This is a genomic window from Moorena sp. SIO1G6 (assembly GCF_010672795.1).
Taxonomy (GTDB): Bacteria; Cyanobacteriota; Cyanobacteriia; order Cyanobacteriales; family Coleofasciculaceae; genus Moorena; species Moorena producens.
On sequence record NZ_JAAHFZ010000016.1, the window covers coordinates 54,659 to 67,838 of the forward strand.

Here is a 13,180-nt window from a genome sequence, read left to right on the forward strand (position 1 = left end):
TGATGGAATTAATTCTTTACAGTAAACCCGGTTGCCATCTTTGTGAGGGATTGCTTGAAAAGCTAGAGATGATTGAAGGGTTAACCTTTAAGCTAGAGGTTCGAGACATTACCAGTCGAGAGGATTGGTTCCAATCCTATCAGTATGAAGTGCCAGTACTATGTATCAACCACTTTGGTCAGGAACAGCTCCTGCCTCGCCCCTCTCCTCGTGCTAGCGTTGCACAATTGCAGCGAATGTTACGGAAATATTTCCCTGTTAGTGAGCCAAAATAGGCGATACATCAGGTTGACGGTTTGACGGTTGACGGTTTGACGGTTGACGGTTGACTGGTGGCTGTGATGATTCGGTAGATCTTATAGTGTCATTTGGTGCAATAGATTATGAAGCTAAGGGAATTATTAGCCAAAATTGCCAATATTGTGGAAATTCCTAGCCCCGAGGGTCTTGATGTAACGGTTACAGGCATCTGTACCAATTCCCACGCCTGCCAACCAGGAGATTTATTTATCGGGATGCCAGGCACTAGGGTAGATGGTGGAGAGTTCTGGGAAAGTGCGATCGCATCTGGGGCAGTAGCAGCGATAATTTCTCCCCAAGCGGCTGCCAAACATCCCCCCCAGGAACTTTCACCGGAAACAGGAGTTTGTGTAATTGCTGCCGATGACATGACCACCGTGTCTGCTCAAACTGCAGCAGCCTTCTACGACTACCCAGCACAGAAGCTCAGGCTGATTGGAGTCACGGGTACTAATGGCAAAACTACAACTACCCATCTGATTGAATTTCTGCTCGCTCATAGCTCTAGTCCTATCCCCACAGCACTTTTGGGTACCCTCTATGCCCGTTGGCCAGGTTTTGAGCAAACAGCAAGCTACACTACACCATTTGCAGTTCAATTGCAGCAACAGCTCCAGTTAGCGGTCAAAGCAGGTGCCCAAATGGCAGTGATGGAAGTTAGTTCTCACGCCTTAGCACAAGGTCGAATTCAGGGCTGTCCGTTTGAGGTGGCGGTGTTTACCAATCTCACCCAAGACCATTTGGACTACCACCAGAACATGGATGATTACTTCAGCGCTAAAGCTAAGTTGTTTAGTTCTGACTATCTCAAAGGCAGGGCAATTATTAATGCTGATGACTCCTATGGAGAGCGGTTAATCCAACAGTTACCAACTGAGCAAGTCTGGAGCTATAGTATCCAAAACCCATCCGCTGATTTCTGGACGAAGGACTTAAGCTACGAGCCAACAGGGGTTAGAGGAATTATGCATACTCCAGTAGGAGAGGTTAGCTTTAATTCGCCCCTAGTGGGTCAATACAATCTGTCTAACTTGCTCGCAGCAGTAGGAACAGTTTTAGAGCTGGGTTTGGATTTAGAATTAGTAGCAGCAGCCTTGGCTCAATTTCCAGGAGTGCCAGGGCGGATGGAACGGGTGCAAATTCAACCGGAACAGGATATTAGTGTTATTGTCGATTATGCCCACACCCCAGATAGTTTGGAAAACTTACTAAGGGCATCACGACCCTTTATTGAGGGCAAGATGATTTGTGTATTTGGCTGTGGTGGCGATCGCGATCGCACTAAGCGTCCTAAGATGGGGAAAATAGCGGCTCAGTTAGCTGATGTTGCTGTAGTCACCTCGGATAACCCTCGCACCGAAAACCCAGAAAGCATCTTAGAGGATGTTTTAGAGGGGATTCCTCAATCAGTGGAACCAATGGTAATTTGCGATCGCGCTACCGCCATTCGGACTGCCATCTTGCAAGCAAAACCGGGGGATGGAGTTTTAATTGCTGGTAAGGGTCACGAAGATTATCAAATTCTGGGCACTGAAAAAATCCACTTCGATGACCGAGAGCAAGCCCGAGATGCTTTGATGAGTAGGCTACAGGTTATAGGTTAGCAAGTTGACAGCTATTTTAGCGGGCAGGTTGTAGATTATCACATGGAAGGTCAACGTTTAAGCTTTAACCAAACCACCTTTAACCAAACCACCTTTAACCCTAAATGAACCTGCCACCTAATCCAGAATTGTCTCTCTACCAGCTGGTTTTAGAGACTCTTGCCTCTCCCGAGTCTCTAACAATCACTCCTGTCACCCTGAAATCGCTAGTCAGAGCAACCTTTGACCTGCTAATTCAGCAAAACATTTCAGCCACAATTTTGGTCAAGCCACAGGGTGAGGGCTGGCACAGAGAAATAAAACGGTATCAACAACAGGTTGATGTACCCAAAACAATTTATCTGTGCCACTGTTTAGGAGATGACTGGAAAAACGGAGTTAACCTCAACAGAGATTCTCAACTGTTTTCCCTACCGTTGGAGACTGAAACTCAACTACAACAGGAGTATTTCTTACTGATTCTCGGTGAGAACTATAGTAGTTTAATTGTGGCTTGCCAGCCTGATCTATCGGAATCTGACAATCTAACTGATAGTGAACTCAGTCAACCATTGTTAGCTGTTTTTACCCTTGAGCAATCAGTAATTCGGCAGTTTTTACAGGGGTTAAGTACAGTTATTGGGAGCAATACAGCAGACCAACTCAGCCATTGGGAAACCCTTTTAGCTCCCCCAGAAACACTTAATAGTACACTACTAACCCAGTTGTTGCTTAAACAAGTACAACGTACAGAAGAAATTGTTCAGAATACCCTGGCAACACAGCCAATCGGGGAGACTAACCCATCTCCCCCATCACCGCCAGCAGTTCCTGAGTCGGTTGTGGTAGGGAAGAATTCCTTATCAAAGGTCGAGCCTTATATGAGTGATGAGATACTTCAGCGAGTGGCTCAGGAATTACGGACACCCATAACGAACATGAAAACTGCCCTGAAGCTGCTCGATGCCTCACAAATGAAGCTCGCCCAACGCCAACGCTATATTGGGCTTCTTTATAAAGAATGCGATCGCTTAAATTCCTTAGTGGCTGGATTACTAGAACTGGTTCAGCTAGAGGGTGACCCCCAAACGGATCAAACCTTGCCGTTGAAGCTAGCAGACATTGTTCCTGGTATTGTCAGCACCTATCAACCCCTTGCCCAAGAAAAAGGCATCCAGCTCGGCTACACAATTCCCGCCAATCTCCCCTCAGTCTTGTTTTCAGAGGTGGGCTTGAGGCATATCGTGATTAATCTGTTGCACAATAGTTTAAAGTTTACTCCCGCTGGCGGTAAAGTTAGAGTACAGGGAACTCGTAAGGGCAAGTATGTTCAGCTGATATTTAGTGATACAGGTATTGGCATTGCTGAAAGTGACATACCTAAGATTTTTGACAGTTTTTATCGGGGTAGGTCAACACCTAGGGAAGACCTTGGTGCAGGGATAGGTTTAACCATTGTGCAACAGTTATTACAACGGGGCGGTGGTTCAATTGCAGTAGTTAGTCGATTCGGGCAAGGCTCCCAATTTAAAGTGCTGCTACCAATTGCCTCTGAAACTTAAAAAATCGTCGAGGTAATGGTTAACCAATCCCAGGCAATGGTGTCTTAGCCAGGTCAGCTAACGGTAAAAATACTGTCATCACCTCACCCTGTTGGGGTCGTTGCTTAACAATTAGTTTGCCCCCCAACGCCTGGAATAGATTTTTGGTCACATTCAAATTCAAACTGATACTACCCGTTTCTGGCTGGAAAGTCAGCAGCTGACCAAGGGACTTCAATGTCGGGCAATGGTCGTCAGCAATTGTTTCGTGATTAATCTGAGACTGGAATTGTAACTTCAGCTGGTTTCCAGCAGGTGTAACCTGTAACTGGATGTGACCCCCTGTTGGAATAGACCGGGTGAAATTTTCCATCAAGCCAGTTAGCACCTGATCTAGCAAGGCGGGATGACTGACCACTGTTGGCAACTGTTGCGGTAAGACTACATCTAGGGTTAAATTACGTCGCTGTGCTTGTTTTTGCCAGCGGGGGATGCTGTTGTGAAAAACCCGAGCCAGAGATATACAGGTCAGGCTAACAGGGGTTTGCTTGGCTGCCGTTGTTTCTAATTCTACTGCCCGGAAAATCAACTCCATGCGGTTGATTTGTTCGCTACACTCATGGTCAATAATTTCTATACGCCGCATGACTTCTGGAGGCAAGTCACGACGTCTAAGCAGTAGTTTAGTCAGGGTGTGAATTGTAGTTAGGGGTGTCCGGATTTCATGGGTCAGAGCTCGGAGCAGCTCAACGTCAGGTGTAGCTTCAGAATTTTCTTTTGGGTGAACAGCAGAGATTCTAGGAAAGCCTCGCGCTTCATTTTTCACCAATCGTTGCCAGTTAGGCTCCTGTACTTTCTGTTTCTTGGCAAAGGGTGTACTAGAAGACCCATTTTGTGAGTGACTACCAGTTTTGACCCTATCCCTCTGATGCTGAGGTTGTCTTGGCTGAACCATTGTTGACTCGGATATTGTAACCGGTATAGTCTGGCTCAGTTCTACTGAAGGCAGTTCTGGTAAATTCTCCAGAAGCCCACGACCAAAGTTCATTACAATGCGGTAATCGGGGGGCTTTGGCACAAATTTTTCCATTAAAGCTTCCAACTGCTTGAGATGATGAGAACTGCTCAGTAATAGTCTATGGCGCAGTGATGCCCAAACATGTTGGATATCCTCTGGGTCAAAGGAGAATTGAAAGCCTGGAACGCCAAAGTGGTCTTTCCCAGAGACCATGACTAAGCTAAAGTCTTTAGTAAAAACTAAACAAAACTGCTCGTTAGCTAAGGGGTCTCCTGGAAACAGGGGTAACCTGTAGGTCGTATTTTGTACAAAAGGAGTAGTATCAGGTTGAGCCGGAGGTAGCTGGAAGGGCATAAAAGCCCAAGGATTCAAGGCGTCGTTCGTAAAAATCCCAGTCTCGAAACTTGCCAGTAGCTCTCGATCACTTAAGACTGGAGCAGGACCAGCTAGAATTAGTCCTTGCTTCGACGAGTGTTCGGGATTATGGCTTGTTGATCGGTTGCCTGAAACCCCTGGCAACAGCAACTGTTCCAAGGTAGCGATCGCACTTTGCCATTCCCGTTGAGCTTTAGCTGCTGCTGCCCTATGCTTAGGGCTAGCCGCTTCTCTTGTTCTGCGACAGCTAGCACCTACTGAGCAAGTGTCAATCACAGTTGCTTGCTCTACTGAAACAGTAACCTTGTCATCGCTTTCAATTAATTCCTGTTGGGATAAAATTTCACTTATACTTGGTAATAACCACCTTGGCACCACAATCCACCCCCGATGCACAGCTAGTGCAGTAATTCAAACTATCAACTCCTTTGATAAAGATGGTAATGTGATTGCTGATAGTTTAAGGATCGTAGAACCGAACTTCTACGTAGCAATTCCCGTTAACCTAAGCATTGGAAAGAAGGAGCTTAAACAGAAATTAACAGTTTGAATTAAAAATATCAAATTGTTCTTGCATTGTTAGAGTTAACAACATACACTACCTATCTGCCTCTGTTTTGGTAAGCTAATAGCTAGCGGCTAACAGCTAGCAGCTAACAGTTGGGGCAATTAATCAAAATATGGCAAAGATCGAGACCAGAACCGAACCCATGGTGATCAACATGGGTCCCCACCATCCCTCCATGCATGGCGTTCTCCGCTTAATTGTCACCCTAGATGGGGAGGATGTGATAGATTGTGAGCCGGTAATTGGCTACCTGCACCGAGGCATGGAGAAAATTGCCGAGAATCGCACTAACATTATGTATGTCCCTTACGTGAGCCGATGGGACTATGCAGCAGGGATGTTCAACGAGGCAATTACAGTCAATGCCCCAGAGAAATTAGCAGATATTCCGGTACCCAAACGTGCCAGCTACATCCGCGTGATCATGCTGGAGTTGAATCGGATTGCCAATCACCTGCTGTGGCTTGGACCATTCCTAGCAGATGTGGGTGCCCAAACCCCATTCTTCTACATCTTCCGGGAACGGGAGATGATTTATGACCTATGGGAAGCTGCCAGTGGACAACGGTTAATTAACAACAACTACTTCCGTATTGGTGGAGTTGCTGTTGACCTACCCTATGGATGGATAGATAAGTGCGAAGACTTCTGTGACTACTTTGACCCTAAAGTTGATGAGTACGAACGGTTAATCACCAACAACCCTATCTTCCGCCGCCGAGTTGAAGGTGTCGGTACCATTAGTCGGGAAGAAGCCATTAACTGGGGACTTTCTGGCCCGATGCTACGAGGTTCTGGAGTCAAGTGGGATTTGCGCAAAGTTGACCACTACGAATGCTACGACGACTTCGATTGGGAAGTACACTGGGAAACCGGGGGTGATTGTTTTGCCCGGTATGTGGTGCGGATTAGGGAAATGCGGGAGTCCGTTAAGATTATCCGTCAAGCCTTAAAAGCACTTCCCGGTGGTCCTTACGAAAACCTAGAAGCCAAGCGGATGGCAGAGGGTCGCAAATCCCAGTGGAACGACTTCGATTATCAGTTCATGGGCAAGAAAATTGCCCCTACCTTCAAGATTCCCAAGGGCGAACACTATGTCCGTCTTGAGTCTGGGAAAGGAGAACTAGGAATTTTCATTATTGGTGATAATAATGTCTTTCCTTGGCGTTGGAAGATTCGTCCAGCCGATTTCAATAACTTACAGATTCTGCCCCATATCCTCAGAGGAGTCAAAGTTGCCGATATTATGGCGATTCTCGGTAGTATTGACATTATTATGGGGTCAGTAGACCGTTAAATTAGGTTAATGGTTCTAGGTAATAGGCTCTAGGTTTTAGACTAAGCGGGGGCAACGTTAGTTAGCTCCGCCTCAAGGACGGAAGCTCTCAACTAGCCGTCTTTTAGCATTAGCCGTCAGCTATCAGCCGTCAGCTATCAGCCGTCAGCCTTTGGTCTTGGTATTTGGTTGATAGCTGATAGCTGATAGCTTACCATTAGCCTCATATCTAGAAGTTAGGCAGCTAAGATTATCGGCTATTCCTCCTATTCTTTGCTAAACTAGGAGGAATTTTTGATTTTTTGTGAAACTGTGATGTTAAGACAGCATTTAGGGAATTCTAGGAATGTAGCTCCAAAGACTGAATAGTCAACTTGCTGTCTATGAGTGAAAATCCCCCACCTATTAAAGTATTACGTCAGCGCCATGTAGGCTGGGATAAGCCTACCGAGGAAAATCTCAAAACTATTAAAACTATTGAGTTGTTATGGCGTAATTTGTTCGAGGCAATTTTTGATCCCATTGAAGATAACTGGTTAGAGCATTGGGAAAAGCTATACAAAACCATTCTAGAGGTTTGTTCTGATAACGAAGAGCGCCGCATTACTCTAGTCTACCTGAGCAATGTTAAGGATTTGACAAAAGAAGCTAGGGAATGGAAAATGTTGGTGACTTACCTGGAGAATACTAAAGACTGGGCTAGAAAATCGATTATTAGAGGCTCGTGAACCGTAAAATAAAATAGTGAAAATGGTGACCCTTCGCGTAAGCCAAAGGCTTGCTCAAAATTATCCTTGATACAGTAAAACCTGTAAAGGTGCTAACAGCAAGACCCCTATCCCTTCTACAAACGCTTTCGGGAATACTTTTGTGATCATATTAAGCGCTCCATTATGGGCTACCGGTAGCCAAGCTTGACCTGAGTTGTTGCTGCGTTCGCGTAGCGGCTCTTTCAGAGCATCGCAATCCTAATTAATTTGTGAACAATAATAGGTCATGAGATTCTTCCCCCAACCCCGATCACCGCATCACCCGATCACCCTATCTAAGCCTCTGGGCAAAATGTTAAGAAGAGTAAACTAGAGAAGTAGTATAAAGTCCAGTTAATTACTTCCCAAATAGTCCCCGGATTTTTGGCTGTTCGCGCTTTGGCTTACAGGTAATTGTCAATTACCTGTAAGCCAAAGCGCAAATAGTCATTACCCGATAAGGACTATGATGATTAGTCAACCGGATTTTATCTAACTATCTCAAGTGCCAGTTTTCTCAGGATTATAGAGCGCGTGAAAGTTTTTCAGACCCTGGAAGGGCAGCAACGCCAAAGTTTGCTGATTTTATTTACTGTTGGTCTGTTGTTTTGGTCAAGCTTAACGTCTTTGTCGCCAACGCTGCCACAATATATTGAAGACGTGGGTGGTACCAAGCAACAGGTAGGGTTAGTAATGGGTTGCTTTGCCATTGGTCTGTTGCTGTTTAGAAACCCACTGGGGCGTATGGCAGACCTGCGCAGTCGCAAGTTGGTAGTAATTATTGGTACTATCGCTGTCGCTCTAGCGCCTTTGGGCTATCTATTTACCCAGTCGATTAGCCTGTTGATGCTGGTTCGAATGTTTCATGGCATCAGTATTGCAGCCTTTACCATCGGTTATCTGGCTCTAGTCACCGATTTGTCCCCTGTTGACAAGCGAGGTGAGTTAATTGGTTACATGAGTTTGGCAACACCGATTGGTTTAGGTCTCGGACCTGCGCTGGGGGGTTTTCTACAACAAGAGGTTAGCTACACTGTTTTATTCTTAGTGTCTGCAGCTCTAGGTGGGCTGGGTGTGCTGTTAGGGAGTCAGATTCGTGAACCAATCAGGCATGCTAAACAAAAGCCGAGAAAATCAGAATCTTGGTTAAACTCGAGTTGGCAGCTATTGGTCAAACTATGGGAGCTGTTAAGCAGCCCTCCTCTTGGAATTCCAGCTTTGGTCATGCTGTTGTTCGGTATAGTATTTGGAACAAAAGTTAGCTTTGTCTCTCTGTTTATTCGAGAGACTGGTATTAATCTCAATCCAGGATTGTTTTTCACAGCTACTGCGATCGCTAGTTTTGTGATTCGTGCATTAACTGGTCAGGCATCTGATCGGTATGGACGAGGAGTATTTATCACCGCTAGTGTGGTTTGCTATATCATCTCAATGTTGATGATTTCCCAGGCTGAAACCGGAGTTGGATTTTTACTAGCTGGTTTATTAGAAGGAGCTGGCACTGGACTATTCATACCGATGATGACTGCTTTGATGGCTGACCGCTCCTCTGCTGATCAACGGGGTCAGGTATTCGCTGTCTGCATTAGTGGGTTTGATTTAGGGATTGGTCTAGCTGGGCCGATCTTTGGTTATTTCGCTGACCTCTTAGGATATCGAGGGATTTTTTCCTGTGGTGCTGGTATAGCATTTTTGGCACTGATTATCTTTATGACCCAGTCCAACAAAAATTTATCCCGTTCCCTCAGATTTGCCATCGGTCGTGAACGGGATTTATATGCTGTAGATACTATAATGTCTTAGCTTATTAAACGGGCTAGGAGGGATTCGAACCCCCGACACCGTGGTCCGTAGCCACGTGCTCTAGTCCACTGAGCTACAAGCCCTTAACTGCTGCCACTTTTTTGTGGGTCAACATTTATTTATCATAACACATAGATCAAAAATGTCGCAATACTCTTGTGGAAATCAATCGCTATCCCATCTCGATAGTCAAGGTCAAGCTCAGATGGTCGATGTTTCTGGCAAAGAGCTTACCAAACGTCAGGCACTAGCCGCTGCTCAGGTACGGATGAAAACCACAACCTTCAACACCATCCAAGCTGGTAATGCCCCCAAGGGTGATGTCTTAGGAACCGCTAGGCTGGCTGGGATTATGGCAGCAAAGCAAACTTTCCAACTGATTCCTCTGTGTCATCCCTTGCCCCTACACAAGATCCAAGTTCAAGTGGAACCTGACCCCCAACTACCGGGATATCAGATTCAGGCATCTGTGACTACTAAAGCTGAAACTGGTGTAGAAATGGAAGCACTAACAGCAGTTTCTGTTGCGGCTTTGACCCTTTACGATATGGCCAAAGCGTTGGAAAAGTCTATCGCGATTGAATCGATTCGCCTGTTGAGTAAGACCGGAGGTAAATCCGGTGATTACCAAATCTCCCGGGATTGCTAAGTTAAGCAATCAGCTCAAGTCAAGTTGGGTCAGAACTTAGCACTGATCCACTGAGGCACTTAGTTGCCAATTACCGTTTGAACAGGAAATCTATCGCTAAGATTAGGTTTCTCGCAAACGTGGCATCAGTTCCACAAGATTACAGGGGGAATTGCCCAAATCGAGCTGGTCTTTGATAATCTGCTCCCAACCTGTCCGACAAGCTCCAGAAGATCCAGGCAGACAAAAGATGTATGTTCCGTTAGCCACACCAGCCAGGGCACGAGATTGGATAGTAGAAGTCTTAATCTCTTGGTAGGAAATCATGCGGAAAATTTCACCAAAGCCCTGGATTTCCTTATCCAGGAGGGGTTGAATCGCTTCTGGTGTACCATCTCGACCAGTAACACCAGTTCCTCCTGTAGTCAACACTACCTGTACGGATTCGTCAGCAATCCATCGGGAAACCACCTCACGGATTTTGTAGATGTTGTCTGGAACAAGAACCTTTTCCGCTAAGTAATGCCCCGCCTGGGTTAAACTCTCAACCAGCAGCTTACCGGACTTATCCGTGGCTTCGGTACGGGAATCGGACACCGTCATCACTGCAATATTTAACGGAACAAACTGTTTGGTTCGGATCATCTTCAATCCAACATTAGGTTCTAAAATTAAATTAACTGACTAGGGTTGGTATCAGACCAAGCCGTTACACAACTAAAAACTGACAAATATCTATGCCTCCTCGTTGGCCTCGTAAACCTGATCGACGTGATCCAGCCTACCGTCGTCTAGATGACCGCATGAACTTTGCTGTACATGTGGCAATTTTTGCTGCTTGTAATTCCGGAGTGTGGTTCTTCAAAACTATACAGTATGCTCAATGGACTTGGGCATACTGGTTTACTGGTCTGTGGGGATTGATTTTAGTAGGGCATGGGGTTTATATATTTGCGATCGCAAACTATACCCCCCTGCCTACTCAAGAACCTCCAACCGAATCCCCTCAAGGATGAAATCACCCAAGATAATTGTAGTAATTGATTTTCGGTTGACTGTTGACGGTTAACTGTTGACGGTTAACTGTTGACGGTTAACTGAAAGCCAGCAAATAAACTCGGCTCTTTTAATTCAAGGTGATGAGCCAACTGTTTTGAGGGAAAATTTAAACTTTAAACCTTTAACTTTAAACCTTCAACTTTAAACCTTCCTTAGATATCCCAACATGCAATTAATTAGAAACAGCTAATTACCATGGCTAATCCAACTTCTACAGAAGCAATCGAAACTCTCGCTGCTGAAATTGGCGACAAGGTATATATTGATGTAGCCAAGTGGCATCTTTACCTCAGGGATGCCCATCTACATACCACTTTGGCTGAACAATTTTATCCCCTATTAATCGGTAACACTAATACAATCACAGAAGACCAGATGATGTCAATCCTGCAAAGCATTTCTGTGAAGCTAGGTGGTGGTAAACGGCAAGTTCCCCTAGCAGATTTGCTACCCATGCAGTGTCAGATGGATCTAATCGATATTCTCGAAGAGTATCAAAGACAGCTGTAAGTATCTGAAAATAGGCAATTTTAAAATAACTAATCACTAATAACAAAAAATTGGGTAACTTGAACAGCTACCCAAATAATTCTGCTTGTTCTTGGTTCACCAAAACAGCAAAGATTGGCCTGTGAAGCGTTAAAAACTACGCAGTTACAGCCTTTTTCGCCACAGCACTTAACTCACCGTTGGCATACTTAGTGGCAAAAACATCGATAGTCGCTTGCTTGATCTTGCTAGCATGACCAGCAGTACCAAAGGCTTCGTAACGCTTCAAGCAAACCTGCTTCATATACTTGATAGAAGGCTTGAGGAAGTGACGGGGGTCAAAGTTAGAAGGATCTTTGGCAGCAGCTTCCCGGATAGCAGCAGTGATAGCCAAGCGGTTGTCAGTGTCGATGTTAACCTTACGGACACCGCTCTTAATACCCTTTTGAATTTCTTCAAGGGGTACACCATAAGTTTCAGGAATAGAACCACCGTACTGGTTGATCATGTCAAGCCACTCTTGAGGCACAGAGGAGGAACCGTGCATCACCAAGTGAGTGTTAGGCAGACGGTTATGAATTTCTTCAATGCGACTAATGGCAAGAATTTCTCCAGTCGGCTTGCGGGTAAACTTGTAAGCACCGTGGCTAGTACCAATAGCTACAGCTAGAGCATCAACTTGGGTGCGCTCAACAAATTCAACTGCTTCGTCAGGGTCGGTCAATAGTTGGTCGCGACTCAGAGTTCCTTCAAATCCGTGACCATCTTCTTTGTCACCTTTACCGGTTTCCAGTGAACCTAGGCAACCCAGTTCCCCTTCAACACTAACACCGATAGCATGGGCAACTTTTACTACTTCGGCAGTAACACTGACGTTGTAATCGAAGCTGGCTGGAGTTTTAGCATCAGCTTCCAAGGAGCCATCCATCATCACACTGGTGAAGCCGTTACGAATTGCCGAATAGCAGGTGGCTGGGCTATTGCCATGGTCTTGGTGCATGGCAATGGGAATATGAGGGTAGGATTCCACCGCTGCTGTGACCAGATGGCGGAGGAAGTTCTCACCTGCATATTTGCGGGCACCACGAGAAGCTTGTAAGATTACCGGACTATCCGCTTCTTCAGCAGCCTGCATGATAGACAGGATTTGTTCCATGTTGTTAACGTTGTATGCTGGAATCCCGTAGCCGTTCTCAGCTGCGTGATCTAACAGTAGCCGCATGGGTACAAGTGCCATATTATATTCCTCCTAACTTTGTTTGTTAGCTATTCCGGCGAGAAGCCTCACGTCTGACACTCCCTAGTGACTCGTGAACAGAATCGCCAGTCCAGACATGTCAATCTAGTTGCTTCTAGACAGCGATGCAGCGAGGTCTTGGGGAGGCAGTGCGGTCTTGGGGTTTCCCCCATGAGCAACTGCCGTGGTTTCCCCCACTCGCGCTTTGCATCAAGACAGGTTAATTCTTTAGATAATCTTAAGATATTTTGCAGCTTTTATTCAAATTTCTTGATTAAATCATCTAGACAAAGCTGATTCTATAAAACTTGACAAAAATTACCAAATCTATAAAACACTACCCAACCACTCCTGGGTAAAATCTGGATAAACAGTAAAGTATAGGTAGTTTTGCTAAAAGTTTTGAGAACAGCTCCTAACCTTTCTGATTGGAGCAATAATTTAAGGTTTGTTGGCTTTGCGGGCTCTAACAAGCCCAGGCAGTATCCCTCTTAAAACACAGAGGTGCTCAAGTATCCCTGTTTTACCTAGTAACTAATACTTACCTAATACCT

12 protein-coding genes and 1 tRNA gene are annotated in these 13,180 nt (G+C 45.4%); 9 read left to right on the forward strand and 4 right to left on the reverse strand.

What is annotated here, in order from left to right:
• The first annotated feature begins 2 nt into the window (after positions 1-2).
• The 3 genes from F6K63_RS17275 (at position 3) to F6K63_RS17285 (ending at position 3,445) form a co-directional block, all read left to right on the forward strand.
• Positions 3-275, forward strand: a complete 273-nt coding sequence (locus F6K63_RS17275; protein ID WP_008182053.1) for a glutaredoxin family protein — start codon at positions 3-5, stop codon at positions 273-275.
• A 108-nt stretch (positions 276-383) separates the two neighbouring features.
• Positions 384-1,904 carry a UDP-N-acetylmuramoyl-L-alanyl-D-glutamate--2,6-diaminopimelate ligase gene (locus F6K63_RS17280; RefSeq protein WP_008182052.1) on the forward strand — a complete coding sequence of 507 codons (1,521 nt, stop codon included), beginning with the start codon at positions 384-386 and terminating at the stop codon, positions 1,902-1,904.
• A 104-nt stretch (positions 1,905-2,008) separates the two neighbouring features.
• A complete protein-coding gene (locus F6K63_RS17285) occupies positions 2,009-3,445 on the forward strand; it encodes a DICT sensory domain-containing protein (protein WP_287312767.1) in 1,437 nt (478 codons plus the stop codon).
• Positions 3,446-3,464: 19 nt separating this feature from the next.
• Here the strand turns inward: F6K63_RS17285 and F6K63_RS17290 are convergent, their stop codons facing one another.
• Positions 3,465-5,195, reverse strand: coding sequence for a sensor histidine kinase (locus F6K63_RS17290; RefSeq protein ID WP_287312768.1), 1,731 nt, complete (start codon positions 5,193-5,195; stop codon positions 3,465-3,467).
• Between the two features lie 302 nt (positions 5,196-5,497).
• Here F6K63_RS17290 and F6K63_RS17295 point away from each other — a divergent pair, with 302 nt between their 5' ends.
• From F6K63_RS17295 to F6K63_RS17305, 3 genes are all read left to right on the forward strand, one after another.
• Positions 5,498-6,682, forward strand: coding sequence for an NAD(P)H-quinone oxidoreductase subunit H (locus F6K63_RS17295; protein WP_008182046.1), 1,185 nt, complete (start codon positions 5,498-5,500; stop codon positions 6,680-6,682).
• A gap of 362 nt (positions 6,683-7,044) precedes the next feature.
• Positions 7,045-7,389 (forward strand): hypothetical protein, encoded by a 345-nt coding sequence (locus F6K63_RS17300; protein ID WP_008182045.1) that lies wholly within the window; start codon positions 7,045-7,047, stop codon positions 7,387-7,389.
• Between the two features lie 555 nt (positions 7,390-7,944).
• Positions 7,945-9,213, forward strand: coding sequence for an MFS transporter (locus F6K63_RS17305; RefSeq protein WP_008182044.1), 1,269 nt, complete (start codon positions 7,945-7,947; stop codon positions 9,211-9,213).
• A gap of 9 nt (positions 9,214-9,222) precedes the next feature.
• On the opposite strand, the gene F6K63_RS17310 is transcribed toward F6K63_RS17305, so the two are convergent.
• Positions 9,223-9,296: transfer RNA gene (locus F6K63_RS17310), tRNA-Arg, on the reverse strand.
• 59 nt (positions 9,297-9,355) lie between these two features.
• Between F6K63_RS17310 and moaC the strand changes: the two genes are divergently transcribed.
• Positions 9,356-9,862, forward strand: a complete 507-nt coding sequence (gene moaC / locus F6K63_RS17315) for a cyclic pyranopterin monophosphate synthase MoaC (protein ID WP_287293347.1) — start codon at positions 9,356-9,358, stop codon at positions 9,860-9,862.
• A 102-nt stretch (positions 9,863-9,964) separates the two neighbouring features.
• Here the strand turns inward: moaC and moaB are convergent, their stop codons facing one another.
• Entirely contained in the window at positions 9,965-10,486 is a 522-nt protein-coding gene (gene moaB / locus F6K63_RS17320) for a molybdenum cofactor biosynthesis protein B (RefSeq protein ID WP_353736708.1), read from the reverse strand.
• Positions 10,487-10,578: 92 nt separating this feature from the next.
• Between moaB and F6K63_RS17325 the strand changes: the two genes are divergently transcribed.
• Positions 10,579-10,857, forward strand: coding sequence for a 2TM domain-containing protein (locus F6K63_RS17325; protein ID WP_008182041.1), 279 nt, complete (start codon positions 10,579-10,581; stop codon positions 10,855-10,857).
• 238 nt (positions 10,858-11,095) lie between these two features.
• Positions 11,096-11,410 (forward strand): DUF3181 family protein, encoded by a 315-nt coding sequence (locus tag F6K63_RS17330; RefSeq protein ID WP_287293350.1) that lies wholly within the window; start codon positions 11,096-11,098, stop codon positions 11,408-11,410.
• A gap of 136 nt (positions 11,411-11,546) precedes the next feature.
• Here F6K63_RS17330 and fba read toward each other — a convergent pair whose 3' ends face one another.
• A complete protein-coding gene (gene fba, locus F6K63_RS17335; RefSeq protein WP_287293353.1) occupies positions 11,547-12,626 on the reverse strand; it encodes a class II fructose-bisphosphate aldolase in 1,080 nt (359 codons plus the stop codon).
• Between the last annotated feature and the right edge of the window lie 554 nt (positions 12,627-13,180).